Genomic DNA, 25074 nt, shown 5'->3' on the forward strand with positions numbered 1-25074 from the left:
GCGGAATTCGATCTCTGACACGGCTCCAGCCTATCGCGTGCGATGCGCTTTGGGATCGAAGCGGGCGGGACTTCACCCTCGAATTGTCCCCTCCTTCGGGAAGTTTGACCGGCATCCACCCGGCCCCCAGATTTTTTGTCTCGGGCGCGGCGTGCGGGGGCGCGACCGGTTGCCCACAGCGGTCCCTGAAAAACGCCAGAAAGGAAGGTGCGTGCCCGCCGTGAACGCGTTAGGCTCGGCATACACGAGGCCTGTCGGGCATTCGGCTCGACGGCCACCATCAGCTACCTGTGGAGGACACCATGGCAATTACCAGCGAAGCAACCACCGTCTGGACCGGGTCCCTGTTTGAGGGTTCGGGCACCGTGAACCTGGATTCGTCCTCCGCGGCGAACCTTCCGGTGAACTGGAAGGCCCGATCCGAGGGTTCGGATAAGGTCACCACCCCCGAGGAACTCATCGGCGCGGCCCACTCGGCCTGCTACTCGATGGCCTTCTCGAACATGCTCACCGAGGCCGGTTTCGCCCCCGAGCGCCTGCACGTGACCGCCGCCGTCACCTTCGTTCCGGGCACCGGCATCACCGGCAGCCACCTGCTAGTCAACGCGACCGTGCCGGGCATCTCGGCCGAGGACTTCGACCGCATCGCCGCCGAGGCCAAGGCCGGCTGCCCGGTATCGGCCGCCCTGGCCGGCATCGAGATCACCCTCGAAGCAAGCCTGGCCTAGCCAGAAAGCGGGGTGTGAACATGAACATTCTGTTGGCCGGTGCCTCCGGTCTGATCGGTTCCGCCCTGCAGGCAAGGCTGCGCGCCGCCGGGCACTCCCTCCGGGTGCTCGTGCGGCGCGAGCCCGCCGCCGAAAACGAGGTGCGCTGGGATCCCGACGCGCACTTCCTTCCAGCCGACGCCCTGGACGGCATCGAGGCCGTGATCAACCTCGGTGGGGCCAGCATCGGCAAGCTGCCCTGGACCCCGAGCTATAAGCGCACCCTGCTCTCCTCCCGACTCAACGGGACCCAGACCATCGTGCGCGCCATTCGCACCGCCGCCACTCCCCCGCGGATCCTGATCAACGCATCAGCCTCGGGCTTCTACGGATCCCGTCCCGGCATCGACCTGGACGAGTCGAGCACCGGCGGCACCGGGTTCCTCGCCGAGCTGACCCAGCGCTGGGAGGCCGCCGCCCTGGAAGCCTCGGATCGCTGCACCGTGGTGCTTGCCCGCACCGGAATCGTGCTGGATCCGGCCGGCGCCATCGGCCCCATGCTGACTCTCGCCAAGCTGGGCCTCGGCGGCCCGCTCGGCTCGGGCAAAAACGTCTGGCCCTGGGTGTCCCTGGAGGACGAGGTGCGCGCGCTGGAGTTCCTGCTCACCTCAACCCTGTCCGGCCCGGTCAACATCACCGGCCCGGTGGCGGCCACCTCGGGCGAGATTGGACGGGCGCTCGCCGAAAACCTGGGGCGTCCCTACTGGCTGCCCGCCCCCGCGTTTGCGCTGCGCCTGCTGTTGCAGAATGCGGCCGAGGACCTGCTGCTGGTAGACCAGCACATTCGCCCGGCCGTGCTGCAGGGTGAGGGCTTCGAGTTCAGCCATTCCGATGCCGCCTCGGCGCTGAAGGTGGCGCTCGCCGCCGACTAGGGTGCCGGCTTCCACGCCCGCGCGTACACTCGGCGCGCGCGGGCGGCCCGGGCGCGTGGGCCCGGGCGGCTAGCTGCCCTCGGTGAGCGCCAGGCCCAGCGTCTCCAGGGAGGCCGCATCGGCGGGGAAGGTGCCGTCGCCGAGGTCGCGGTTGGGAATCGAGGAGCGCGGATCCACCAGGTACACCGCGTGCCCCTCGAGGATCAGGCGGCGCAGACCCTCCATCAGCATTCGCCGGCTCACATCATCCACCGAGGAGACGCGGGCCAGATCCAGCGCGATGGCCTGGCGGTCGTTGGGGATCTGCTCCAGCTCGCGCATCACCCGTTCGGCACTGGAGAAGCGCAGCGGACCCTGCAACTCGATCACGTGAAATTCGCCGTGGCCGGACACCCGCAGATTGGCGTGCCGGATCACGTCCCGGGAGAGCGGCGGGGACTTCAGCAGGTGCATGCCCATGTCGCCGGAGAAGCGTTCGAATGCCTGCACCCCGCGTACCGAGTTGCCCACCGGGTCCAGCCGCGGGGAGAACACCGCCGCCCCCACCTGCCCGGGCAGTGCCCCGATGATGCCGCCGGCCACCCCGGATTTGGCGGGGATGCCCACCTGGGTCATCCAGTCCCCGGCGGCGTCGTACATGCCGCAGGTGGTCATCACCGAGAGGACCTGCTGAGCCACATGCTCGTCCACCACCCGTTCCTGGGTGATCGGGTTAATCCCCGCATTGGCCAGGGTCATGGCCATGACCGCCAGGTCCCGCACATCCACCAGGATCGAACACTGACGGGTGTACCCCTCGACGATATCCGCGGGGTCCTGGGTGAATCCATCGACAGAACGCACCAGATAGGCGAGGGACATGTTGCGAAACGCGGTGCCCATCTCCGAGGCGTAGACCGCCTCGTCCACGTCGAGCTCGCGGCCGGCAAACGCCGAAAGACCGGCGCGGACGGCCTCGAACCGCTCGTCCCGGCTTGCCTCGGGTCGCACCAGCGCGTGGGTCGCGATCGCGCCGATGTTAACCATCGGGTTCTCGGGACGCTGGGTGCGGGGATCCAGGGAGGCGGAGTTGAAACTCTCGCCGCTGGGCTCGACTCCGATCCTGTCCAGCACCGTCTCAAACCCGCGCTCCTGAAGGGCGAGGGCGTAGACAAACGGCTTGGAGATCGACTGGATGGTGAAGCGCTCGTGGATGTCTCCGGCCGCATAGATCTTGCCGTCGGACATACACAGCGCACTGGCCAGCAGATCGGGATTCGCCCGCGCGAGCTCGGGGATATAGGCCGCAACCTCCCCGTCGTCCCGCGTGTTCTCGAGTACTTCGTGCAGATAGTCCGGGATAGGCGTGTGCATGATTCCAATATAGGAAAACATCCGTGCAAATCCCGGAGACTATCCCCAAACGCACAGAATCGGCGGGTGATTCGCGCTTTCCACGCGGCCCATTCAGGGCCGTTCTGCGAGAAGCCTGATCGCCGAAAAATGTGAAACGTAAAACGACCAGATCTCCCGGTTGACCATGTGAATCATCTCCTGTAGCGTCTACCTCAACACCCCGGAGCCGTCCCTGTAGTTCTTCGTCCCGAAGAGCCGATCACACGACCGGGGTTTTGCTTTGTCTCGGCAGCATAGGCAGCGAGACTGGCAGCCGGCAGAACGCCCGGAGCGCTAGTCGCGGAGGAGGCCGAGTTCCAGGGCCAGGGTCACCGCGCGGGTGCGATCGCCCACGCCGAGCTTGTCGAAGATGCGCACCAGGTGGGTTTTGACCGTGGCCTCGGAAACGTGCAGCCCCAGCGCGATCTGCCCGTTGGTGCGCCCCTGGGCGACGAGAGCCAGCACCTCCCGCTCGCGCGGGGTGAGGGTGGGGCCGGTGGGCGGGGCGGGCTGACGCATCCGCGATACCAGGGCCGCGGCAATCTCCGGAGCCAGCACCGTTTTGCCCGCGGCGACCGCGAGCACGCCGGCGATGATCTCCTCCTCGGGCGCGGCCTTGAGCAGGTAGCCGGCGGCCCCCGCCTCGATCGCGTCGAGGATCGCGTCATCACTCTCATACGTGGTGAGGATCAGCACGCGGGTGTCCGGGCAGTGGGCGAGGATCTGCGCGGTTGCCGCGACCCCGTCCCCGCCGGGCATGCGCAGGTCCATCAGCACCACATCGGTGGGGATCGCGCGCACCCGCGCGACCGCCTCGGGTCCGCTTGAGGCGGTGCCCACCACGGTGATGCCCGCGGCGTCCTCCAGGGTGGCCGAGATTCCGGCGCGCACGATCGGGTGATCGTCCACCACAAAAACCCGTAGCTCGGCGGTCATGATTGCTCCTCGGTGCTCGGAACGGCGCTCGGACGAAAATTTGGACGGATGCTCGGATCAGGGTGGGGTCCGGTACTCAAATGAGTGCTGGGATCGAGGCTCGGGCTGGTACTCGGATCGGCACTCAGCGGAAGCTCGACGCTCAGCAGAGCCCCGCCCTCGGCCCCTGCGGTGAGCGCAACCGTGCCGCCCACCCCGCCCAGGCGTTCGGCCAGACCGGCGAGCCCAAACTGCCCACCGGTCGGCTGAGCGGTGGCGGCCTCCTCCCCCGGTGCGTGTGGCTCGGGGGCCGCGGTGATCGGGCCGCGACCGTTATCCGCGATCCCGAGTCGCACGCTCGCTTGGCCCGAGGCCACGCGCACCCACGCGGCATTGGCACCCGAGTGCTTGCGCACGTTGGCCAGGCCCTCCTGAACGCAGCGCAACAGGATGACCTCCTCGGCGCGGGACAGTACAGCCCCAGGATCCAGCGAGAATTCCAGGTCCACGGCGATCCCGGTTTCCCGGGCAAACCGGGTGCAGAAGCGCTCCAGGGTTTCGGCGAAGGTCGATTCCTCGAGCGAGGAGGCGGTCGCGACCATCGCCCGGGTTTCGGCGAGCGCCTCGGCGGCGCTGGACTCGATCAGCCGCACGGTGTCCACAAGCTTGGGTGAACCGGCCTCGGCCTGACGCAGTGCGCTGCGCGAGAGCATGACCACGCCGGTCAGGGTCTGGGCGACGGTATCGTGCAGGTCTCGGGAGAGACGCCCCCGCTCGTGCATGGCCCCGGCGTCGCGGTTGAGCGCGGCGATCTCCTCCTGCCGCAGGCGCAGCTGGTCGTAGAGGCGCGCGTTCTCGGCGCTCACCCGGGAGATGCCCGAGATCCACAGTCCCATCGCCAGGTTGAACGCATAGGACACGGCACCGATGACCAGGGCATTCCCCGGCCAGTCCGGTCCCTCGGTGCCGAGGATCGAGGTCGCGGTCATCGCGATGGCGGCGATCCCCGAGAGAATCAGCGGCCGGCGCGGCCGGGCATTGCCCTCCCAGATCATCGGGTACAGGATTACCTGGGCGGTGAACATCGAGGGGCTGGCGAAGGTGAGTAGCGCACCAATCGGGATCACCCAGGCGGCACCCCATCCCACCGCGTTGGACTCGTTGCGGGGGCGCGCCCACAGCAGATAGTAGGCGGCCAGGGCCCCCAGGCCCACGGCGATCAGAACCGCGCGGGTTCCCACATCCAGCCGCGAGGCACCCTCGTGGGTGACCGAGACGAAGGCCAGCAGGATCAGCAGCACCATGCAGGCGGAAACCGCAAGGTCCCACCCCCGTCTGAGTTTCATGTCCCTCATTCTGACACAGCGGCTCATACGGTGCGCAGGCGCCGCCCGAACCGGCCGATGGCCAGCAGCAGGAAGAGGATTCCGAGCCCGGCGAGGATCGCGATCAGCACCGGCACCCCCAGCTCGGTATCCCCCACCATCGCGTGCACGCCGAAGTAGGTGGCCAGGCTCTCGCCGGCACCCGGCTGAGCGGAATCCAGCGCATCCAGCGGACCCGCGGTGAGGGGTCCGCGCACCAGGCTCGCGGCCTGGGCGAAGGGCAGCAGGGTGAGGACCTTGGCGACGCCCGCGGGCAGGGTACCCAGCGGCACATAGGCCCCGGCGAGGAACCCGACCCCGGTTCCCACGATGGTCGACAGCGCCGCAAACGCCCCGGTCGAGGCGATAAACGAGGCGGCCAGGGCCGACAGCGCCGCAAACACCAGGCAGCACAGCAGGGTGATGCCCGCGGCCGTGGCGAGTTCGCCCAGGGTCATCCCGCCGCCGGAGATCGCCAGCGTGATCTGCGCGGCGGCCAGTAGCAGCAGCGAGATCACCGCGGCCACCAGGAAGGCCGCCAACAGGTAGCCGAGGGTCAGGTGTCCGCGCCGGGGCGGGGCCACCAGGAAGTCGTCGAAGCGGTGAGCCACCCGATCATCCACAAAGACGGCCATCGCGCCCAGGCTCGCGGTCAGCGAGGTGATCATGATGACCCCGGCAAACACCCAGGCCCGAATGAAGCGGTCCACGTCCTCCGCGGGGGCTCCGGGAAGCTGGGCGGTGACCGAGGAGGTGATCTGATTGCCCAGGAAGAACACGTAGAGGGCAACCAGGATCAGCGCCGACAGCAGCGAGAAAAACACCCGCATGCGGTCGCGGAAAAACAGGCGGAGGTTACGCAGGGTCAGGGTCCAGATGGTGGTCATGCGGGGTCCTTGGGGGTATCGCCGGTCACGCTGAGGAACACGTCGTCCATCGTGCCGTGCCGAAATTCGAAGTCGAGGATGTCGGTGTGGTGGGCGGCCAGCAGGTCCAGGGCCACGGCGCTTCCGGGCAGGCGCAGCTCGAAGCGGTCGCCCTCGCGGGTGCCGGGCAGCGCCGCGCAGGCGGCGATCAGCGCGGCGGCGTCGGGGCGCGGCGTGATGCTCAACCGGCTGGCTCCGAGCCGGGCTCGCAGCTCAGCGGCGGATCCGCGCTCGACCAGGGCGCCCCCGGCGATGATGATCACGTCGTCGGCGAGCTCGGTTTCGGCCAGGTAATGGGTGGTCAGCAGCACGGTCATGCCGGTGGCCCGGCGCAGGGTGTGGATCGCGTCCCAGATGCGTTCCCGGCTGGCGGGGTCGAGGCCCGCCGTGGGCTCGTCGAGGATCAGGATGTCGGGCGAGTGGATCAGCGCCCGGGCGATATCCGCGCGCCGCTTCTGCCCACCGGAGAGGGTGCCGTAGCGGCGATCCAGAAACCCGGTGAGGTCGGTCATCTCGGCCAGCTCGTTGATGCGGGCGTCGGTGCTCGCCGCGTCGAGCCGGTAGAGCCGGGCGCGCACGGTGAGGTTTTCGCGCACACTGAGCAGCGGATCCAGCACCGAGGTTTGAAACACCACCCCGATTCGGCCGCGGATGCGCGCGGTGGCCGCGGGTCCCGAACCCACCCGGTCGCCCAGGACGTCGATCACCCCGGCGTCAAAACCCAGCAGGGTCGAGATGCAGGCGATCGTGGTGGACTTCCCGGCCCCGTTGGCACCGAGCAGCGCGCAGAGGCTTCCGGCCTCCACGTCAAAGCTCAGGCCGGCTACCGCGGTGGTTCCGGAATACTGTTTCCGGAGGTCGTGAATATGGAGTGCAACCGTCATACCTCCATGCTGGCGGCCGCGTGCATCCGCGGGGAGGCACGATCGAGGGACCCCGGGGTCAACCGATCGGTTGACGGCGGGGAGAACACTCCCCGCGGCTAGCGGGCAGCGCGCTCCAGCCTGATCGCCTCGCGGATCGCCTGACGCGCGCGGATGCGATCCCCGGCCCCGTCATAGACGATGCCCAGCCGGAACCAGGCGGTCCAGCTCTCGGGTTCGGCCTCGACGGCCGCGCGATAGGCGGGGAAGAGCTCGTCCACGGCGGCGCGTTCTGGGCGTCCGCTGGGGCGCACCGGGACCTCGTCCTCGGGCACCAGGCCACGCTCCTCCAGCAGGCGGCCCAGGCGGCTGGATGCCGACCCGAACCGCAGCTCCCGCCACAGGGCCCAGACCCCGGCGAGCAGCAGCACCACCAGGGCAATGCCGATCACGATCGCGATGGGCTCCCCTGTGCCGATCGCAACCAGCGCCTTCTGACCCACCAGGATCAGGCAGATCACCAGGAAGGCCGAGACCAGGATGGCGGGCAGTCGGGCGCGCACTAGCGTGCCCCCGCTTCGTCGGTGCGGGCGCGCATCAGGCCTGGCCGCCCAAGCCCAGGTCGATCACGTTTTCCAGCCCCACCACGAGGCCACTCACGTGCTGCGCCCGGGCGAGGGCCAGCGTGATGCCGTGCTCATAGGCGCTCTGGTCGATGGTGTCGTGGGCGATGGTCAGGGTCTCCCCCGGCCCACCCAGGATCACCCGCTGCTGGGCGACGATCCCGCGCTGGCGCAGGCTGTGCACCGGAATCCCGGCGATCAGTTCGCCGCGGGCGCGCTGGTCCACGTGCGGAGCCTCCACCGGGCCGAGATCGGCGCGGGCACGGTCGATCAGCTCGGCCGTGCGCACGGCGGTGCCGCTCGGGGAATCGATCTTGGTGGAGGCGTGGGACTCGATGATCTCGATCGACTCATAGAATCGCGAGGCGAGGATCGACAGCGCGGTGCCCAGCGCCGATCCCACCGAGAAGTTGGGGATGATCAGCACGCCGCGGCCGGTCGGGATAGTGCGCTCCAGCGCGTCCAGCTTCTCCCGGGACCACCCCGAGGTTCCCACCAGCACGTTGGCACCCGCGGCCAGCGCATGGGCGACCACCTCGGGGCTGATCGCCGGGGTGCTCACGTCGACCACCAGGTCGGCGCCGTCCATCTCGGACAGGTCGCTGCGTGAGGTCAGGGCCGCGTGCACCTCATAGTCGGGGCTGGCCTCCAGCAGTCGGCTAAACAGTCGTCCCATTTTTCCGCTGGCACCAACGATCGCAACCCGTGTAGTCATACCCCTAATCTAGCAACTCCGGGGTCCGGAGTGACGACACACCCCACCCCACCGAACGCGAGCCCGGTGGGGTGGGGTGAGGCGACGGCTAGCGCCGCGAGTGTGCGTTTGCCACACGTCGACGCGGACGGAGGGCCAGACCCAGGGCCAGCAGGATCAGCGCACCACCCAGGAAGGCGATCGGCGCGGTCCCGGTGGGGGCCAGGGCCGTCGAGTCAGTGCCCGCTCCGCCGCCGGGGAGCGCGGCCAGATCCGTGCTCGGGTCCGTGCTCGGATCCGTGCTCGGATCCGTGCTTGCGGTCGCCTCGGGCGAGGGATCGGCACTGGGCTCGACACTCGGGGTCGGCGTACCGCTCGGCGTGATGCTCGGGTTCGGAGTCGGCCCGGTACTCGGCTCGGGCGTGGGATCCACACTCGGGTCCGGGCTCGGGCCCGGACTCGGGTCGATACTCGGCTCGGGCGTGGGATCCACGCTGGGTTCCGGACTCGGATCGATACTCGGCTCCGGCGTGGGCTCCGGTGCCGGCTTTCCGGCGCGAATCGCGTAGTACGGATCCGAATCGGTCACCTCCAGGCCGGCGTGCACGAGGTTTCCATCGAGATCGGTCATCGGGTCACCGGTCACCCGGTAGTTCTGATCCACATCGGGCAGAATCACCGAGGCACGAACGACGGCCTCGCTGGCATGGGTCTGCGGCGACTCGCCCCCGACGCCATCGGTCTGGGCCGGCAGGGTCAGCTCGCCCGTGCATTCAAAGCTGGTGCTCGGCGCCCACGGGCCCGGCCAGGTCATCCCCGCGCTGCCGTCGGGGAACTCACACCGCGCGTTGGCCAGCGGAGATCCCTCCATGGTCTGCTCGGACAGGACGATATCCGCCAGCGTGCTGCCTCCGATGTTGCTGACGGTCCAGCGCACGGGCTCAACAATATCGGCACCGTTCGCATAGGGATATTCGATCGCGGTTTCGGCGGTATTCGCATCGCGATAGTAGTCGGCATCGCCAAAGCCGAGCGGCTTGGTCACGATGCCCGCGGTCAGCGGGGCGCTGAAGTTGTCGCGGGCGTCGTAGCGCACCACGCGGACCCCACCGGTCACCGCGTTGTAGCGCGCGGTGTTGGTGAGCACGGCGTTGCGGACCGGATCGGTGGCCACGATGCGTGCCTCATCGGTGTGGGCACCGCCCACGCCGTACAGGCCCAGCCACCCGGTGCACTGAAACATGCCCGCGTCACCGGGGGCCCAGGTGGCACCGCCGGAAACGGAAGCCTCCCAGGTGATGTTCCAGGTGCCGTCCGGTGCCTGCACTCCCACGGTTTGCCTGGCATCGCCCGGGAAGGCGCACATCACGTTTTCCAGGGCTTCGGACCCGTTGATCAGGCGGTCGGAGACGGTCACGTTGGTCAGCGGAGTGCCGCCACGGTTTACCATTTCGATGACCACTTCCCGGCCCTTTTCGAGGTCGTAGATCCGGGCATCCGCCATCGTGGGCGCGGTGTCCGCGACCCGTCCGGGGATCGCACCAATCTCGCCCTTGACGATCCCCAGGCCGCTCGCGGATCCGCCACCGCTGACGCCGTTATTGATGGTGGTCCAGAGGATCGATTCGGCGGCCCGACCATTGATTCGGGTGATCGCGGTGTTCAAATACTGGGGCAGCGTGGCATCGGTGATTTCCACGTCATAGCGCAGCATCAGATAGCCGAACCGGGGACCGGTCGTGTCCAGATGCGCGGTGAAGCCACCCTCCGACTGTTCCACGACCGAGAATCCGAGGTCCACGGCCCGGGTCGCGGGCTTGAAGGCGGTACCCCAGCGCGGCCATCCATTGGCGTTCACGTCGGTGGCCTCGGAGGCCAGCAGCACATAGGAGTCGGGGACGATGCGCTGACCGGGACTGTTCAGGCGATCCTCGATGGTCACATCGGTCCACGGAATCGGCTCGCCGGCGGCGGTGAGCTGGGTCCGAGGCAGCCAGATATCGCAGTAGAGCGAGGTGCCTCCCTCGCGCCAGTAGCAGTATTTATGCGTCACCTCGGGGTCGGGGGCGGGGATGGCCGGGTTGGAAATGATGATCGACACCGTGGTGGTGCCGGTATCGGTCACAAACTCCAGCGGTACCGGATCCTCCCCGGGTATCACGGTCGAGCTAATCGTGCTGAGCACGCGCACAGTGCCGGAGGCGAGCTGGTTGTCCCCCACAAACTTGGAGAACACCAGCTTCACTGTGGCCGGTGTGCCCGCCTTCTGCGGGCTGAGCGTCATGGTTCCCAGCAGGTTGCCGGCTTCGTCAAACATGTTGCTGGTCACCGCGGCACCGGAGATCTGCAGTTCGGCGGGGAAGGTGATCGTGGCGGTGTCGCCCTCGTTGATCACGCAGTCGGCCGTTTTGCTCCAGTTGAACCCGATCATCAGCCGCGAATAGCGACTGACGGTGGTGCCCTCCACGCTCTGGCCGGCCTCGTTGGAGACGGTCACGGCATCAATCACGCAGCCGCGTTCCACACCCTCGGGGGCCGCCTGCGCGGCGGCGGGTGCCAAGACCAGGGCGGATGCGGTGAGCAGGGCCGAAAGCAGCAGCGCGGCCAGGCCGCGTCGTGGGCGAGTGCGCGCACTATTCGGTGGGGCGCCCCACCTCAATTCAGTATTTTTAAACATATCGAGCTTACGATATGTAATATTTGAGACCCGATTTGCCTCGCGGTTCAGAATGTCGGAAAGTGAACGCGACCCTGTCTCGATCACACTCGTGATTAAAGTGCGCCACCGCGGCGTAGCATTATTGCATGCTCACCTTTCACCGCCTCGGCACCGATACTCCCGATTCGCACACGCTCCTGATGGAGTACTTTGGCGAACGCGCGGTCGGGTTTGAAGACGGAGACTACGTGGTCACCCTGCCCGACCCGGCACGCTTCATTCCCCCGGCCGGCTCGTTCATCGTGCTCTCCGAGGATGACACCCTGCTCGGATGCGGCGGCGTACGCGCGCTCTCCCCCACCCGGTTCGAGATCAAGCATGTCTACCTGCGCCCGGCCACGCGTGGACGCGGCCTGGGCCGCACCCTGCTGAACCACCTCGAGGAGGAGGCTCGCGCGCTCGGAGCGACCGAGCTGGTCCTGGATACCAACGCGACCCTGGCCGCCGCCGGCGGACTGTACCGCAGCTCGGGCTATGTGGAAATCGAGCCCTATAACTCAAACCCCAACGCCAACCACTGGTACGGCAAGACCCTCACCGACTAGTCGGCGAAACCAGAAAGTCACCCCGCGCGTGCGGGGTGACTTTTTGTATGGGGGCCACCGGTGGTGACACCAACGACGGCCGCCCAGCAGAGCCCAGCCCAGTGGCGGGCACCTCAGCGGCGGCCAGCTCGGCGGCCGTTAGACCGGCAGCGGATCCGGCAGTCCGGTCCGCAGTTCCATCGGCAGGTGGGCCAGATCGTTGTGGGTGAGCAGGGTCCAGGGCCGACCGGGCTTGCGGTGGATCACCGTGAGCCCACAGTTGGCCTGGTCCAGGGTCATCCAGCGCCAGTCGGGCGCCCCGAGCACCTCGCGAACAAACCAGGCGATCACGAAGTTGTGGCTGATGATCAGGTCGTGTCGCTCACCGCTCTTGGGCGCCAGGAACTCGGCCACCGCATCGTTCATCTGCGCCGTGCCGGCCTCGGTTTCGGCGTCGGTGATGCCGCCGAAGAACGAGTCAAACGCGCTCGGGGTATCCGGGGTCTTGCCGGTCGGCACGCAGTCAAACAGCAGGGCCGAGGATTCCAGCGAGATCGAGGGCAGACGCTCGGCGATGAGCTCGGCCGTCTCGGCCGCCCGCTGCAGCGGGGAGTGGTAGGCGGCGGTGAGCGGAAGCCCGCTCAGGCGTTCGGCGATCAGCCGGGCTTGGCGACGACCACGCGGGGAGAGGGGTCCGTCGGGCATTCCGTGTTCGGCGTCCTGCTGTTCGCCATGACGCACGAGGTACAGATACTGGCTCATGATCGTTTCCCTTCTAAGGACTCACCGAAGCCGTCAAATACACTCTCGTCGATTGCCCCCACCGCGGCAACCGTAAACTGCCGATCCGCGAGTTCGCGAGCGAGTGCTCGCACGTCCTCGGCGGTGACGGCGGCAAGCATCTCCAGGATGGTGTCTAATTCCTGGAACTCGCCGAGAATCAGGTCGGCGCGGCCCAGGCGGGACATCCGCGAGTCGGAGTCCTCGAGGGCGAGCGCCGAGGCACCGGAGAGCTGCCCGAGGGCGCGCGCCATCTCCTCCTCGGTGACACCGTCCGTGGCCATCGTGATCAGTTCCGCATACATCAGGTCGGCAACCTCGCGGGCGCGGGCCGGGGTACACGCGGCACCCAGCCCAAACACTCCGGTATCGGAGAACGCGCTGGAGAACGAGTACACCGAGTAGGCGAGCCCCCGCTTCTCGCGGATCTCCTGGAACAGGCGTGAGGACATGCCACCGCCGAGGATCGAGTTGAGGATGCTCATGACCGGCCAGCGCTCGTCCCGCATTGCGATGCCGGTGCAGCCCAGGAGCAGATGCACCTGCTCGATCGGGCGATGCTCCACCACGAGCGAGCGGGCGGGCCGGGTGTTCACCGGCACCAGCGGACGTCGCGGCACCGGATCGGCCTGGATGGTCGGATCCCAGCCGGCCTCGGTCAAGGCGGACACCACATCGGCGACCAGCTCATCATGACGCACGGCCCCGGCCACCGAGATCACCACGTCGGCGGCGCGGTAGTTGCGGGCATAGTGCTCCAGCACGGCCTCGCGGGTGCACGCCTCGATGGTCTCGGGGGTACCGCCGATCGGGCGGGCCAGTGGGTGCTCGCCGAGCACGGCCTCAAACAGGAGTTCCCAGACCGCGGTCCCGGGATCGTCCTCCCGCATCGCCAGTTCCTCGATGATGACCTGACGCTCGCGCTCAAACTCCTCGGGGTCGATCAGCGAGGAGGCGATCATATCGGCGAGGACCGAGGTGGCCATGCCGAGGTCTTGGTCGCGAACCTTGGCGTAGTAGCAGGTGTATTCCTTGGCGGTCAGCGCGTTGTGTTCGCCGCCGACGGCGTCAAAGGCGATCGCGATATCCAGCGCGCTGCGGGTCGGGGTGCCCTTGAACAGCAGGTGCTCGAGGAAGTGGGTGGAACCAAACCCCGAGGCACCCACGGCAGACTCGGTGGCCAGCTCATCGCGGGAACCAACTCCCACCCAGAAGCCGATCGTGGCGCTCTGGGCGGCGGGCATCTCCTCGCTGAGAATCCGCAGCCCGGTGGGCAAAACGGTGCGCCGAATCCGCGAGCCGGCCGCGGTTTCAAAGTCGATACTGGGCTCGGTGAGGGGGAACGCTCTCGGGGGAATCATCGGCTCCACCCTAAGCCAGGACGCTCACATTCCGATGGGTTTGTCCGGCGCGGGGCCAAATTAGCACCCCGACGCAGCGGACCATCGCGACTAGGAGTGCCACACTTTTTCCAGTTCGGCGCTCTGCGCACGGGTCAGCGAAATGGCCGGTGCGGCCATCAGCGCGTCCACCTGCTCGGGGTCATTCGCGCTCACCACCGGGGCGGTGATGCCGGGACGCGAGAGCACCCAGGCCAGCGCGATCGTGGTGGGGGTGACCCCCTGCTCCTCGGCCACCCGGTCCAGCACCTGCAGCGCGCGCAGACCCTGGCGGTTGACCAGGCTGCTCACCCGGGTTCCGCGTGCGGTGGTGTCCAGCTGCGCCCGCGAACGGTACTTGCCGCTGAGGAAGCCGTTTTCCAGGGTCAGGTAGGGAACCACCGCAAGGTTTTGGCCCCGCGACACCAGTTCCAGGGTCCCCTCGTAGCTGCTGCGATGCAGCAGCGAATAGTGCGTGCCCACCGCGGCGATCCGCGGGTAGCCCGAGGCAGCCAGGATGCGTGCCTGAACCAGGCGTTCGGGACGGTAGGCGGACACCGCGAGGTGACGCACCTTGCCGCTCTCGATCAGCCATTCGACGGTCCCGAGGGCGTCCTCGAGTGGAACGGTGGGGTCATCATCGTGGAAGTAGAGGACGTCGATATAGTCGGTCTGCAGGCGCTCCAGGCTCGCCTCGACCGCGCGCACAATGCTGACCGATCCCAGGCCCGGGTTGTCCGGGTGGCGGCCGATCTTGGTCGCGATGACACTCTGATCGCGGACCCCTCGGCGCGACATCCAGGAGCCGATGATGTGCTCGCTGCGACCGGCCGAGTAGCTGTCCGCGGTGTCCAGGAAGTTTCCGCCGAGCTCGGCGTAGCGATCCAGGATGAGTTCGCAGTCGGCCGTCTGGGCGGTCCACCCAAACACCGAGGTACCCAGCGCAATCGGGTGCACCCGCAGGCCGGTCTGGGCCAGGTCACGTCGCTCGGCGGTGCTGGAGTTTTCCGGGGTACCCACGGGGACGAGTCCGGGCAGGGTGAGCGGGATCGACTCCGATCCAACCGTCATCTGCTTCAGCACCGGCACTCCCCTCGTCATCCGACGCGATGGCGAATTTTGCCGACTTTTCGCCACCTGAGACGTAGTCTATGTCGGGTTTCACCCTCCACCTCACCCCGACGCGAACGTTTTTCGACGAACCGATAACAATTTGGATACGACATGTGATGCGATATCCGTGGGATCCGCTATGACGGGGCCGCGCCCACCTCCGAAAATCCCGCGGCCCGGCACCGAATCTCTCAGGTTTTCAGGGGCTAGCAGCTGCGGGGGCACTCGGCGGGGTCGCCTAGCTCGGGCAGCAGCGCGGCGAGGACCGGGGCCAGCGCGGCATTGAGCGCGGCAACCTGATCGGAGTCGAGATGGTCAAACAGCACCTCGCGCACCCGCTCGACGTGTCCGGGGGCGGCGTCCACGATCTTCGCAAAGCCCGCCTCGGTGAGGGTGGCGATCATTGCCCGGCGGTCGGTGGGGACCCGCTCACGCACAATCCACCCCTCCTGTTCGAGCCGCCGGGCCGCGTGTGACAGCCGCGAGAGCGACCCATTGGTCACCAGCGCCAGGGTGCTCATCGGGAGCCTGCGCTCGGGTGCCTCGGAGAGCATGGCGAGGACGTAGTACTCGTAGCGGGTGAGTTCCACATCCGCGCGCAGCTGGGCATCCACGGTGGCCGGGAGGATCTCGCTGATCGCCTGGAGTCGCTTCCATAGGGCGATTTCTTCGTCATTGAGCCAGCGCGGGGTATCCATGAGTCCACCCTATCGAAATTCCGTGAAGCTTCAATACTTGCGAGTTCAACTAATTATCGCTACGGTGAGGTTCTGCCCGTTTTCAGGGCCCCACTTCCCCAAGGAGACCCCCGTGTTTATTGCCCTGATCATCCTCAACGCCCTGCTGGCCCTGGTCTTCATCGGTTCCGGTGGCATGAAGGCGGTGTCCCCGATCCCGCGGCTGAGCGAGCGCGGCATGACCTTCGTGGACCGCTACCCCACCGCCTTCACCCGCTTCATCGGCATCGTCGAGGTGCTCGGTGGCATCGGCCTGATCCTGCCGGTGGTGACCGGGGTTGCCCCGATCCTCACCCCGATCGCCGCCGTGGGTCTGGCCATCATCATGATCGGAGCGATCGTGATTCAGGTGCGCCACTCGGAGCCGGTCATTCCCGTGGTGGTCCTGACCCTGCTGAGCCTGGCCAGCGCGGTGCTGGGCTTTGTCTACGTCGCGGCCTAGCCTCTCCCCCACACGCCCGTCGATGCCACCTTGCACCGGCGGGCGTTGTGTGTGCCGGGGCGTCCGACAGTGGATGTTCTAAAATCCGCAGCGGCCGCCGCACAGGCGGCGAGCAGGTGAGAGCCTAACCAGTGGCACGGGCCCGTGCCACGCCCGCTCCCGTCTGGACCCACGCATGCTCTCAGCATCTTCCCGCTCCGCCGTTCTCGCCAGTCTTCCGCTGGTCCGTGCCAAGATCGAGCAGATTACGCCGATCTTCTATGAGCGCATGTTCGCCGCGCACCCCGAGTTTCTGGATGGTCTCTTCAACGAGGCCAACCACAAGAACGGCATCCAGCATTCGGCGTTCGCGCTGGGATTTATTTCGCTGGCAGCCCGCATGGCGGAGGAGGAGAATGATGCGGTGGATGCGATGCTCACCCGGATCGCCCACCGCCACACGGCCCTCGGCGTGAGCGCAAGCCAGTACGACATCGTGCACGACCACCTGTTTGAGGCGATGGAGGTGGTGCTGGCCGACGCCTTCACCCCCGAGCTTCGCCGCGCCTGGAACGACGTGTACTGGCTGCTGAGCAACGTCCTGCTTCGCGTCGAGTGTGACCTCTATGATGCCCAGGCGAGCTTTGCACGCTGGACCTTCTGGTGGGTCACCGCCCGCGAGGAGCACGGCGATACGGTGTTTTTGACCTTCGAACCGGTGACCGATACGCCGGTGTCTCCGGCGGTTCCCGGCCAGTATGTGAGTGCGCGGGTCACGACCCCGTCGGGACGCAAGCAGGCTCGACAGTACACGCTGATTAGCGGCGGCGGTGCCGCCCGACAGATCGCCGTCCGGCGCAGCGAGGGAGGCATGGTGTCTCCGGTCCTCAACGATTCGCTGGCCGTGGGCGACATGCTGGAACTCTCCAATCCCTACGGCAACGTGGTGCTCACCCCGAGCGAGGCCCCGCTAGTCCTGATCACCGCCGGCATCGGGGCAACCCCGGCGGCGGGGATGCTGCGGGCGCTGGTCGAGGCTGGCAGCGACCGTCGCGTTCAGGTGTTCCACGCCGACCGCTCCCCCGCCCACTGGGCGCTACGCGAGCGGATTATCGCCGACGTGCGGACGCTCCCGGGCGCGACCCTGGAAACCTGGTATCAGGAGGGCGGCGACGCCGCGACTTTTAGCGGCGACATGGACCTCACCCTGATGGCGATTCCCGAAGACGCCGACGTGGTGCTCTGCGGCCCGCTCCCCTTCATGCGGTCTACCCGCGGCCAGCTCATCGACAAGGGCGTCCCCGCCCGCCACATCCACTACGAGATGTTCGGCCCCGACCTCTGGTATCCCGAGCGGCGTTAACGCACGCATCGCCCGTCGAATAAGACGGGCGATGCGTGTTTGGGACCTACCGGTTCAGCGAGGACATGTCCGGGTAGCGCTCGCCCACCGGGGCGGCGACCGCGTCCAGGGCTTCGAGCTGCGCGGCGCTCAGCACCAGTGCGTCGGCGGCCACGTTCTGTTCGAGGTTGGCGATCTTGCGGGTGCCGGGGATCGGGGCGATGTGCTCACCCTGAGCCAGCAGCCACGCGAGCGCAACCTGGCCGGGAGTCGCGTCCAGTTCCCGGGCGACCGCATCCACCTGCTCGACGATGCGAATATTCGCCTCCAGGCTATCCCCGACAAAGCGCGGGTTGAAGCGGCGGAAGTCATTCTCGTCCAGTCCATCCAGGCTGCGGATGGTTCCGGTCAAAAAGCCTCGACCCAGCGGCGAATACGGCACGAACCCGATACCAAGTTCACGCACAACAGGCAGAATCTCGGCTTCGGGATCGCGGGTCCAGAGCGAGTATTCGGTCTGAACCGCGGTGATCGGATGCACGGCGTGCGCTCGACGAATGGTGTCCGCCGCGGCCTCGGAGAGACCGATGTGCCGGATCTTGCCCGCCGCCACCAGCTCCGCCAGCGCGCCCACGGTGTCCTCGATGGCCACGTTGGGGTCGACACGGTGCAGATAGTAGAGGTCAACGTAGTCCGTACCGAGGCGCTGCAGGGATCCGTCGATCGAACGGTGCACATTTTCGGGGCTGCCATCGAATCGGCGCTCGCCCTCACCGGTGGGCACAATCCCGAACTTGGTGGCGAGGGTGACCTCTTCGCGGCGACCCGCGAGGGCCTTGCCCACCAGCACCTCGTTGGTGTGCGGACCGTAGATTTCGGCGGTGTCAATGAGGGTGACACCCAGATCCAGCGCGCGGTGAATCGTGCAGATCGAGGCGGCATCATCGAGGCCCGCGCCCGAGTAGAACGCGGACATCCCCATGCAGCCCAGCCCCAGTCTTCCGACGCTCAGCGCGCCGCCGGGGGTGATCTCGCTGCCCAGTGTGGTGGTTTTCATAGGTCGGCTACCTTTCGTTGATATTCGGCGATCTTGTAGGAGATCGCGTCGAGGCTCGCCTGAGTCTCCCTGAGCTTTTCCACCACGTGTTCCCGATGGGCCTCCAGCAGCGCAAGTCGGGCGGAGTTTGTACTCTCCCCGAGGCGCGCCAGCCGGGTGTACTCGGCGATGGTGGTGATCCCCATCCCGGTGGCACGCAGCCGGGTCACAAACTGGACCCAGATCACGTCGCGCTCCCCGTAGCGTCGCCGGCCGGCTTCGTCCCGGCGCACCGGGCGCACAAACAGGTCGGCGCGCTCGTAGTAGCGCAGCGTATCAATCGTGACCCCGGAGAGTTCCGCCAGGGCGGAGATCGAGAGGCCGGTGGTAGTGGTGCTCATATCCGTCACGATAGACCCTGGAGTGCACTCCAGGTCAAGCTCGAACCGGACTCGTATCCACAAAACACCGCCGCCCGCCCCGAGAACGGGACGGGCGGCGGTGTGGTGTGAAACCGGAGGATTAGTCCTCGGCCGGAGCCTCGGCGGCAGCCTCATCGGCGACCACCGGCGACAGCGACAGCTTGCCGCGGTCGTCGATCTTGGTGATCTCCACTAGGATCTTCTGGCCCACGCCGAGCACGTCTTCGACGTTCTCCACGCGCTTGCCACCGGCAAGCTTGCGCACCTCGGAGATGTGCAGCAGGCCGTCCTTACCGGGCAGCAGCGACACAAACGCACCGAAGGCGGCCAGCTTCACGACGGTTCCGAGGAACTGCTCGCCGATCTCCGGGTTGGTCGGGTTCGCGATGGCGTTGACCTGCGCACGCGCGGCCTCGGCCGACGGACCGTCCACGGCGCCGATGTACACGGTGCCGTCCTCTTCGATCGAGATGTCCGCGCCGGTCTCGTCCTGGATCGCGTTGATCGTCTTGCCCTTGGGGCCGATCAGCTCACCGATCTTGTCCACCGGGATGTTGACGCTGATCACGCGGGGCGCGGTCGGAGCCATTTCGTCGGGGGTATCGATCGCGGCGTTGATCACGTCGAGGATCTTGGTGCGGGCATCCTTGGCCTGGGCCAGGGCTGCGGTCAGCACCGATGCGGGCAGACCGTCCAGCTTGGTGTCCAGCTGGATGGCGGTGATGAACTCGGAGGTACCGGCGACCTTGAAGTCCATGTCGCCCAGTGCGTCCTCGGCACCCAGGATGTCGGTCAGTGCGGCGTAACGGGTCTGGCCGTCCACCTCATCCGACACGAGGCCCATTGCGATACCGGCGACGGGTGCGCGCAGCGGCACACCGGCGTTCAGCAGCGACAGGGTCGAGGCACAGACCGAACCCATCGAGGTCGAACCATTGGAGCCCAGCGCCTCGGATACCTGACGGATCGCGTAGGGGAACTCCTCGCGGCTCGGCAGCACCGGCACAAGGGCGCGCTCGGCCAGGAAGCCGTGCCCGATCTCGCGACGCTTCGGGCTACCCACGCGACCGGTCTCACCGGTGGAGTAGGGCGGGAAGTTGTAGTGGTGCAGGTAACGCTTGCTCTTGTTCGGGCTCAGCGAGTCGATCTGCTGCTCCATCTTGAGCATGTTCAGCGTGGTGACACCCAGGATCTGGGTCTCGCCGCGCTGGAAGATGGCCGAACCGTGCACGCGCGGGATGACCTGAACCTCGGCGTCGAGCGCGCGGATGTCCGCTGCGCCACGGCCGTCGATACGGACACCGTCACGCAGGATGCGACCGCGGACAACGTCCTTGGTCACGGCCTTGTAGGCGGCGGAGAACTGGTCCAGAACGATCTGCTCGACCTCTTCGGCCTCAACCTTGGCGGCCACGGCTGCCTTGGTGCGGTCCTTGAGCTCGTCGTCGGCGTTCTGACGCTCGGTCTTGTCGGCGATCTGGTAGACCGAGGTCAGCTCCTCGAGAGCCAGCTCGGAAACCAGGGCCTTGCCGGCCTCGGTGTAGGGCAGGAAGACTGGGTAGTCGGCGATTTCCTTGGCAGCCTGGGCGGCCAGCGAAGCCTGAGCCTCAACGAGCTGCTTGATGAACGGCTTGGAAGCCTCAAGACCGGCGGCCACGACGGCCTCGTTCGGCTTGGTAGCACCACCCTTGATCAGGTTCCAGCTGTTCTCGGTAGCCTCGGCCTCCACCATCATGATGGCGACGTCCTGCTTGCCGTTGGCGTCGGTCACAACGCGACCGGCAACGGTCAGGTCGAAGACGGCGTCTTCCACCTGGGCTGCGGTCGGGAAGACGATCCACTGGTCATCCGCGCTGTTGGCACCCGGGATCAGGGCCAGGCGCACACCGGCGATCGGACCCGAGAAGGGCAGACCCGAGATCTGGGTCGAGGCCGAAGCGGCGTTGATGGCCAGGGCGTCGTAAAACTCACCCGGTGCGATCGACAGCACGGTGATCACGATCTGAACCTCGTTGCGCAGACCGGTCACAAACGACGGGCGCAGCGGACGGTCGATCAGACGGCAGACCAGGATGGCCTCGGTCGAGGGGCGACCCTCGCGGCGGAAGAACGAGCCGGGGATCTTGCCGGCTGCATAGCTGCGCTCTTCAACGTCAACGGTCAGCGGGAAGAAGTCGAAGTTATCCTTCGGGTGCTTGCTGGCGCTGGTAGCCGACAGCAGCATGGTTTCCTCGTCGAGGTAGGCGGCAACGGCACCCTGTGCCTGCTGTGCCAGACGTCCGGTTTCGAACCGGACGGTGCGCTTACCGAACTTACCGTTGTCGAGAACGGCCTCGGCAAACTTGATTTCGGGACCCTCCATAGGTCACATCTCCATTCGCGTCTGAGCGCGCGCCGGGCGCGCGCTCGTTGGCCCGCGAAGGTTGGGGCGACGGTACTTGCTCAGACCACGACCTGGGTCTGGCTGATCTCCAGTAGAAAGTCACCCTGCGAACCGAATTATTCGAGAGGAACCTACCACCGAGGACCAGCTTCCTGCCGGCCTATCCCACGCGGAGTTAGTGGCTTCCCGAAGCGGGAGGCCACCTCAACACTACCAGAGGGGGTCGCACAGAGGGAGGGTGTGGCGTGATCGAATCGACCACACGCGGGGGTGGGCTAGGCGCGGTGTGCGGCGCAGTCCAGGGCCGCATCCATGCTGCGTACCCGCTCGATCAGCGCGGGATCCTCGGCCTCGGCGGCCAGCGCGGCGGCGGTATCGATCGCGTGGCGCACCCCGCGACCGGCCGAACGGGCCTCGCAGGCGCAGGCGATATCGATCAGTGCCTCGACCATGGCCGGGGTGTTGGCTTCGGCTTCCGCACGCTCATACGCGGCGGTGAGCTCCTCCATGCTGCTGGAACGTTCACGACGCTTCCACAGACCCATCCAGGTTCCCTTTCCGGCGAAAATAACAACGGTACACACTAACCCATTTCGCTGGAATCACCCATCCTGGCGTGGCGACGGGGTTCGCGCTAGGCCGGCTCGACCGGAGCCTCTGACGAACGGCGGCGAGGGCGGGGCACGGTCACCAGCAGCACGCCGGCAGCGATGATCGCCCCGATCACCGTGTCCAGCACCCGCTCGAAGGCCACGGCTTCGGCGTTGACGTGCGAGTTTCCGGCGATCAGCAGCGCGAGCGGGGTGATCAGGGTCAGGGCGAGCCCGTAGTGGCGCGAGATGACCAGCTGGGTGACGCCCTGGAAGATCCCCAGGATGATCGCCAGCACAAACCCGTGCGGCTGCATCAGTGCGAGCAGCAGGAAAACCCCGGCGCCCAGCAGGGTTCCCAGGACCCGGTGGGTTCCCCGTTCCAGGGTCAGCCGTCGGCTGTGGCCCACGCTGAGGATCGCCATGGCCGTGCACACGATCCAGTAGCCCCGGTGGCCGTCGATTCCGATCCCCACCAGGGTTCCCAGCACCACCGCCACCACCATACGCACGGTGGCCAGGTAGCTGTTGTCATCAAATCCGAAGCGGCCAAAGATTCCCGCGACCGGGGTACGCACGGGCTGGGCGCGCCGAATCCTCGGCACAATCAGCGGGGCGATCACCACCAGGTAGGCCAGGATCGCCCCGGCGGCAACCAGCGCAATGACCTCCCATCCGGGCAGGCCCGCACCCCCGCTCGTGCGCGGGGCGGCCAGCTGCACGCCGATTCCGGTCACCAGGGTGAACATGAACGCCCCGGGGGCACCGACGTTATATCCCGCGGAGAGAATGGAGGAGAGGATTCCCGAAATCAACACCACGATCAGTGCGGTTGTGTGCGACCCAGAGCCGAGGACCCCGAGGCCCGCCGAAAGGATCAGTGCGATCACCACAAAGGGCAGCGCCCGCACCCGGTCCAGGCGCGAGATTCCGCCCCCGTACATCGCCGCGAATGCGCCGGTTCCGGCGAGCAGTCCCAGCTGGGGTGCGCCGAGGGCGGTGCCGATGGTGATCGGGAGGAACATCGCAATGCCCGCCTGGACGGCGGCCGGCCAGCGGGGGCCGCCCGGGGCAAATCGCACCAGACTGGAGGCGATTCCGCGCTCGGCCATGCATTCTCTCCCCGTTATATGGTGCGGGTGACATACCCGTAGTACTCTCCAGAGTACAGCGCGACCATTCGCCCCGCGGTACGCGCGGGCGGGAAACGCGCGCGCCGACTCTCCGAGACGCGCGGTGGCGAGGGCTAGGCGAGCTCGGCCGGGAGGACCGAGAGATCCAGGTCGATGGTGAGGTTGTGGCCCAGGGTGCTCTTGAGGATCTGGGCGGGCACGCTGACATACTCGCCGCGCGCGGCGAGGGGTTCGAGGCGCTCCAGCAGGTCACGGTCCTGCTCGGGGGCGATGAATCCCACCAGATAGACCTTGCCGCCGCCCTCCATCTGCACACCCACGCGCAGGTTGCGGGAGACGCCGCTGGTGATGCCGGGCACCAGGATCGCGGCCGGGAAATCCCCGCGCCACGCCTGCACGGTGGTCAGGGGGCTGCGGAAGAAACGGCTCTCGGGCACCGGGATGCGCGAGGCGAGGGTGGTGATCTCACCCACGGTATCCGCATCGCGACCCAGGGCGCGCAGGCTCACGTCCCGCAGCGAGGTGAGCGGCTTGCGGGCGGCCTTGGGACCACTCCCCCAGCGCCAGAGCCACACCAGCAGGTAGAGCCCGATCGCGACCAGGACCGCCACGGCGACGATATGCGCGACGCCGTCGACCAGCGGCAGCAGCACCGATCCGGCCACAAAGTACACAAGCAGAACCAGCACCGGATATCCGACCCACTGGGTCAGGGCGCGGCGCGGACGGGGCGTGGTCGGGGTGGTCATACCGGGATCATCCTCTAAATTCTGCGGGGAAAAGACGAGGGGCCGCCGATCATTCCCAGAGGAAGATCGACGGCCCGACGAGAGCGTTGAAAACGCGAAGAACTGTGTCGCGAACTAGCGGCGCAGGCCGAGGCGCTCGATGAGCGAACGGTAGCGGTTGATGTCCACATCCTGCAGGTAACCCAGCAGACGACGACGCTTACCCACCATGAGCAGCAGGCCACGACGCGAGTGGTGGTCGTGCTTGTGCTCCTTGAGGTGCTCGGTCAGATCCTTGATCCGGGCGCTCAGCAGAGCAACCTGGACCTCAGGGGATCCGGTGTCACCGGGCTGAGTCGCGTATTCTTCGATGATCGCCTTCTTGACTTCGTCAGTAATAGCCATAGTGGTGATCCCCTTTCTGTTCGCTGCGCGGTGCCGCACACGGGATGCGTGGGCTCTCTTAATCCGCGGCCGATCTAACGGCAACCTCTCAACTATAACAGCTTCGCGCGTCACCTCCGAACCAGGCGTGGCGAACCCTCCGGCTGCGATACTGGGGGCATGACTACGCCCACATCCGGTGCCCTGACCCTCGAGCGCGGGCTGGGCCTGCTGCGCCTGGTCGCGCACGGCACGGTTCGCCTGGATGAGCTGGCCACCGCGAGCGGCCTGAGCCGATCGGCCGCGCACCGCATGCTGACCTCGCTGGTGAACACCCGTTTTCTCACCCTGAGTTCGGATGGGCGCTACCGCCTGGGCGTGGCGCTCCTGGAGCTCGGCAGCCTGGCCGAACGCGAGATGGATCTCCCCAGCCGCGTCCAGCAGCTCCTGGCCGGAATCGCCGCCGAACTGGGCGATGCGACCCACCTGGGCATCCTGGACGGGACCGACATCCTCTACCTGGCCAAGGCCCGCGGACGCCGCGGCATCGACATGGCCTCGCGTCCAGGCGCCCGCTTTCGCGCCCAACACACGGCGATGGGAAAGGCCCTGCTCGCCCACGCCGATCCCGCGGTGGCCGCGACCTACTTCGATCCGGCCGAGCGCCGCACCGAGCGCTCCCTCGCCGATGTCGGCGCGTTTAGTGCGGCACTCGGCGCGGTTGCCACCCGCGGTTTTGCCCTGGATGATCAGGAGAACGAGCTGGGCATCACGTGTGTCGCGGTGGCCGTCGCGGATGTGACCGGGGAGTATCGCGCGGCGGTGTCGGTGTCGGCACCGAGCGTGTTTATGACCCCCGAGCGGATCGCCGAGGTGGCCGCGGTCCTGAGCGCCGCCGCCCCGGAGATCGGCGCGCACCTCACCCCGGACTTCGCCGAGCACTGGGTCTAGCCCCGGTTCCCACTCGAAACCGGGCACGGGTCGC

25 protein-coding genes are annotated in these 25074 nt (G+C 67.2%); 6 read left to right on the plus strand and 19 right to left on the minus strand.

From position 1 onward, the window contains the following. Window positions 1-302: 302 nt before the first annotated feature. A complete protein-coding gene (locus C7C57_RS10885; RefSeq protein ID WP_187976435.1) occupies window positions 303-728 on the plus strand; it encodes an OsmC family protein in 426 nt (141 codons plus the stop codon). Window positions 729-748: 20 nt separating this feature from the next. Continuing rightward, window positions 749-1639, plus strand: a complete 891-nt coding sequence (locus tag C7C57_RS10890) for a TIGR01777 family oxidoreductase (protein WP_187976436.1) — start codon at window positions 749-751, stop codon at window positions 1637-1639. A gap of 69 nt (window positions 1640-1708) precedes the next feature. Here C7C57_RS10890 and C7C57_RS10895 read toward each other — a convergent pair whose 3' ends face one another. The 8 genes from C7C57_RS10895 to C7C57_RS10930 all read right to left on the minus strand — a co-directional run bounded on the left by C7C57_RS10895 (window position 1709) and on the right by C7C57_RS10930 (window position 11075). Next, entirely contained in the window at window positions 1709-2992 is a 1284-nt protein-coding gene (locus tag C7C57_RS10895) for a glutaminase (RefSeq protein ID WP_187976437.1), read from the minus strand. A gap of 315 nt (window positions 2993-3307) precedes the next feature. Further along, window positions 3308-3949: a response regulator transcription factor gene (locus C7C57_RS10900; RefSeq protein ID WP_187976438.1), complete on the minus strand. Its 642-nt coding sequence runs from the start codon at window positions 3947-3949 to the stop codon at window positions 3308-3310. Continuing rightward, window positions 3946-5274, minus strand: a complete 1329-nt coding sequence (locus tag C7C57_RS10905) for a sensor histidine kinase (protein ID WP_187976439.1) — start codon at window positions 5272-5274, stop codon at window positions 3946-3948. Before C7C57_RS10905 ends, C7C57_RS10900 begins: the two co-directional genes overlap by 4 nt. A 23-nt stretch (window positions 5275-5297) precedes the next feature. Beyond that, window positions 5298-6179, minus strand: coding sequence for an ABC transporter permease (locus C7C57_RS10910; RefSeq protein WP_187976440.1), 882 nt, complete (start codon window positions 6177-6179; stop codon window positions 5298-5300). Further along, on the minus strand, window positions 6176-7102 hold the full coding sequence (locus tag C7C57_RS10915; protein ID WP_187976441.1) for an ABC transporter ATP-binding protein: 927 nt from the start codon (window positions 7100-7102) through the stop codon (window positions 6176-6178). Before C7C57_RS10915 ends, C7C57_RS10910 begins: the two co-directional genes overlap by 4 nt. A 98-nt stretch (window positions 7103-7200) precedes the next feature. Beyond that, window positions 7201-7644: a tetratricopeptide repeat protein gene (locus C7C57_RS10920; RefSeq protein ID WP_187976442.1), complete on the minus strand. Its 444-nt coding sequence runs from the start codon at window positions 7642-7644 to the stop codon at window positions 7201-7203. A gap of 34 nt (window positions 7645-7678) precedes the next feature. Next, window positions 7679-8419: a 4-hydroxy-tetrahydrodipicolinate reductase gene (gene dapB / locus C7C57_RS10925; RefSeq protein WP_187976443.1), complete on the minus strand. Its 741-nt coding sequence runs from the start codon at window positions 8417-8419 to the stop codon at window positions 7679-7681. 88 nt (window positions 8420-8507) lie between these two features. Beyond that, window positions 8508-11075, minus strand: a complete 2568-nt coding sequence (locus C7C57_RS10930) for an Ig-like domain-containing protein (protein WP_187976444.1) — start codon at window positions 11073-11075, stop codon at window positions 8508-8510. A 128-nt stretch (window positions 11076-11203) separates the two neighbouring features. On the opposite strand from C7C57_RS10930, the gene C7C57_RS10935 reads away from it, so the two are divergent. Further along, window positions 11204-11662, plus strand: coding sequence for a GNAT family N-acetyltransferase (locus tag C7C57_RS10935; protein WP_187976445.1), 459 nt, complete (start codon window positions 11204-11206; stop codon window positions 11660-11662). Window positions 11663-11800: 138 nt separating this feature from the next. Here C7C57_RS10935 and C7C57_RS10940 read toward each other — a convergent pair whose 3' ends face one another. From C7C57_RS10940 to C7C57_RS10955, 4 genes are all read right to left on the minus strand, one after another. Next, window positions 11801-12403, minus strand: coding sequence for a histidine phosphatase family protein (locus C7C57_RS10940; RefSeq protein WP_030143021.1), 603 nt, complete (start codon window positions 12401-12403; stop codon window positions 11801-11803). Then, the gene (locus C7C57_RS10945; RefSeq protein WP_187976446.1) at window positions 12400-13782 is read right to left on the minus strand and encodes a pitrilysin family protein; all 1383 of its coding nucleotides are present in this window, start codon (window positions 13780-13782) and stop codon (window positions 12400-12402) included. Before C7C57_RS10945 ends, C7C57_RS10940 begins: the two co-directional genes overlap by 4 nt. 90 nt (window positions 13783-13872) lie before the next feature. Next, window positions 13873-14883: an aldo/keto reductase gene (locus C7C57_RS10950; RefSeq protein WP_245601192.1), complete on the minus strand. Its 1011-nt coding sequence runs from the start codon at window positions 14881-14883 to the stop codon at window positions 13873-13875. A 236-nt stretch (window positions 14884-15119) separates the two neighbouring features. Continuing rightward, on the minus strand, window positions 15120-15611 hold the full coding sequence (locus tag C7C57_RS10955; RefSeq protein WP_187976447.1) for a MarR family winged helix-turn-helix transcriptional regulator: 492 nt from the start codon (window positions 15609-15611) through the stop codon (window positions 15120-15122). A gap of 112 nt (window positions 15612-15723) precedes the next feature. Here C7C57_RS10955 and C7C57_RS10960 point away from each other — a divergent pair, with 112 nt between their 5' ends. Both C7C57_RS10960 and C7C57_RS10965 read left to right on the plus strand, forming a co-directional pair. Beyond that, on the plus strand, window positions 15724-16092 hold the full coding sequence (locus tag C7C57_RS10960; RefSeq protein ID WP_187976448.1) for a DoxX family protein: 369 nt from the start codon (window positions 15724-15726) through the stop codon (window positions 16090-16092). Window positions 16093-16267: 175 nt separating this feature from the next. Beyond that, window positions 16268-17434 carry a globin domain-containing protein gene (locus C7C57_RS10965; protein WP_187976449.1) on the plus strand — a complete coding sequence of 389 codons (1167 nt, stop codon included), beginning with the start codon at window positions 16268-16270 and terminating at the stop codon, window positions 17432-17434. Between the two features lie 46 nt (window positions 17435-17480). Here C7C57_RS10965 and C7C57_RS10970 read toward each other — a convergent pair whose 3' ends face one another. The 7 genes from C7C57_RS10970 to rpsO form a co-directional block, all read right to left on the minus strand. Beyond that, the gene (locus C7C57_RS10970; protein ID WP_187976450.1) at window positions 17481-18470 is read right to left on the minus strand and encodes an aldo/keto reductase; all 990 of its coding nucleotides are present in this window, start codon (window positions 18468-18470) and stop codon (window positions 17481-17483) included. After that, window positions 18467-18850 carry a MerR family transcriptional regulator gene (locus C7C57_RS10975; RefSeq protein ID WP_187976451.1) on the minus strand — a complete coding sequence of 128 codons (384 nt, stop codon included), beginning with the start codon at window positions 18848-18850 and terminating at the stop codon, window positions 18467-18469. The genes C7C57_RS10970 and C7C57_RS10975 overlap by 4 nt, the downstream gene beginning before the upstream one ends. A gap of 121 nt (window positions 18851-18971) precedes the next feature. Further along, window positions 18972-21233: a polyribonucleotide nucleotidyltransferase gene (locus tag C7C57_RS10980; RefSeq protein WP_030143012.1), complete on the minus strand. Its 2262-nt coding sequence runs from the start codon at window positions 21231-21233 to the stop codon at window positions 18972-18974. Window positions 21234-21529: 296 nt separating this feature from the next. Further along, complete coding sequence (locus C7C57_RS10985; protein WP_156027348.1) at window positions 21530-21799, minus strand: hypothetical protein; 270 nt, start codon at window positions 21797-21799, stop codon at window positions 21530-21532. Window positions 21800-21888: 89 nt separating this feature from the next. Beyond that, window positions 21889-22956, minus strand: a complete 1068-nt coding sequence (locus tag C7C57_RS10990; RefSeq protein WP_187976452.1) for an FUSC family protein — start codon at window positions 22954-22956, stop codon at window positions 21889-21891. A 134-nt stretch (window positions 22957-23090) separates the two neighbouring features. Continuing rightward, complete coding sequence (locus C7C57_RS10995) at window positions 23091-23726, minus strand: hypothetical protein (protein ID WP_187976453.1); 636 nt, start codon at window positions 23724-23726, stop codon at window positions 23091-23093. A 114-nt stretch (window positions 23727-23840) separates the two neighbouring features. Beyond that, on the minus strand, window positions 23841-24110 hold the full coding sequence (rpsO, locus tag C7C57_RS11000; protein ID WP_030143008.1) for a 30S ribosomal protein S15: 270 nt from the start codon (window positions 24108-24110) through the stop codon (window positions 23841-23843). Between the two features lie 159 nt (window positions 24111-24269). On the opposite strand from rpsO, the gene C7C57_RS11005 reads away from it, so the two are divergent. After that, a complete protein-coding gene (locus C7C57_RS11005; RefSeq protein WP_187976454.1) occupies window positions 24270-25040 on the plus strand; it encodes an IclR family transcriptional regulator in 771 nt (256 codons plus the stop codon). Window positions 25041-25074: the final 34 nt, after the last annotated feature.

Source organism: Mycetocola sp. JXN-3, from assembly GCF_014522285.1.
Taxonomy (GTDB): Bacteria; Actinomycetota; Actinomycetes; order Actinomycetales; family Microbacteriaceae; genus Mycetocola; species Mycetocola saprophilus.

What these genes read in the sequence shown, in the direction of transcription:
- C7C57_RS10885 (WP_187976435.1), top strand. Translation starts at nt 303, where the DNA reads ATGGCAATTACCAGCGAAGCAACCACCGTCTGGACCGGGTCCCTGTTT.
- C7C57_RS10890 (WP_187976436.1), top strand. Translation starts at nt 749, where the DNA reads ATGAACATTCTGTTGGCCGGTGCCTCCGGTCTGATCGGTTCCGCCCTG.
- C7C57_RS10895 (WP_187976437.1), bottom strand. Translation starts at nt 2,992, where the DNA reads ATGCACACGCCTATCCCGGACTATCTGCACGAAGTACTCGAGAACACG.
- C7C57_RS10900 (WP_187976438.1), bottom strand. Translation starts at nt 3,949, where the DNA reads ATGACCGCCGAGCTACGGGTTTTTGTGGTGGACGATCACCCGATCGTG.
- C7C57_RS10905 (WP_187976439.1), bottom strand. Translation starts at nt 5,274, where the DNA reads ATGAAACTCAGACGGGGGTGGGACCTTGCGGTTTCCGCCTGCATGGTG.
- C7C57_RS10910 (WP_187976440.1), bottom strand. Translation starts at nt 6,179, where the DNA reads ATGACCACCATCTGGACCCTGACCCTGCGTAACCTCCGCCTGTTTTTC.
- C7C57_RS10915 (WP_187976441.1), bottom strand. Translation starts at nt 7,102, where the DNA reads ATGACGGTTGCACTCCATATTCACGACCTCCGGAAACAGTATTCCGGA.
- dapB (WP_187976443.1), bottom strand. Translation starts at nt 8,419, where the DNA reads ATGACTACACGGGTTGCGATCGTTGGTGCCAGCGGAAAAATGGGACGA.
- C7C57_RS10930 (WP_187976444.1), bottom strand. Translation starts at nt 11,075, where the DNA reads ATGTTTAAAAATACTGAATTGAGGTGGGGCGCCCCACCGAATAGTGCG.
- C7C57_RS10935 (WP_187976445.1), top strand. Translation starts at nt 11,204, where the DNA reads ATGCTCACCTTTCACCGCCTCGGCACCGATACTCCCGATTCGCACACG.
- C7C57_RS10940 (WP_030143021.1), bottom strand. Translation starts at nt 12,403, where the DNA reads ATGAGCCAGTATCTGTACCTCGTGCGTCATGGCGAACAGCAGGACGCC.
- C7C57_RS10945 (WP_187976446.1), bottom strand. Translation starts at nt 13,782, where the DNA reads ATGATTCCCCCGAGAGCGTTCCCCCTCACCGAGCCCAGTATCGACTTT.
- C7C57_RS10955 (WP_187976447.1), bottom strand. Translation starts at nt 15,611, where the DNA reads ATGGATACCCCGCGCTGGCTCAATGACGAAGAAATCGCCCTATGGAAG.
- C7C57_RS10965 (WP_187976449.1), top strand. Translation starts at nt 16,268, where the DNA reads ATGCTCTCAGCATCTTCCCGCTCCGCCGTTCTCGCCAGTCTTCCGCTG.
- C7C57_RS10970 (WP_187976450.1), bottom strand. Translation starts at nt 18,470, where the DNA reads ATGAAAACCACCACACTGGGCAGCGAGATCACCCCCGGCGGCGCGCTG.
- C7C57_RS10975 (WP_187976451.1), bottom strand. Translation starts at nt 18,850, where the DNA reads ATGAGCACCACTACCACCGGCCTCTCGATCTCCGCCCTGGCGGAACTC.
- C7C57_RS10980 (WP_030143012.1), bottom strand. Translation starts at nt 21,233, where the DNA reads ATGGAGGGTCCCGAAATCAAGTTTGCCGAGGCCGTTCTCGACAACGGT.
- C7C57_RS10985 (WP_156027348.1), bottom strand. Translation starts at nt 21,799, where the DNA reads ATGGGTCTGTGGAAGCGTCGTGAACGTTCCAGCAGCATGGAGGAGCTC.
- C7C57_RS10990 (WP_187976452.1), bottom strand. Translation starts at nt 22,956, where the DNA reads ATGGCCGAGCGCGGAATCGCCTCCAGTCTGGTGCGATTTGCCCCGGGC.
- C7C57_RS10995 (WP_187976453.1), bottom strand. Translation starts at nt 23,726, where the DNA reads ATGACCACCCCGACCACGCCCCGTCCGCGCCGCGCCCTGACCCAGTGG.
- rpsO (WP_030143008.1), bottom strand. Translation starts at nt 24,110, where the DNA reads ATGGCTATTACTGACGAAGTCAAGAAGGCGATCATCGAAGAATACGCG.
- C7C57_RS11005 (WP_187976454.1), top strand. Translation starts at nt 24,270, where the DNA reads ATGACTACGCCCACATCCGGTGCCCTGACCCTCGAGCGCGGGCTGGGC.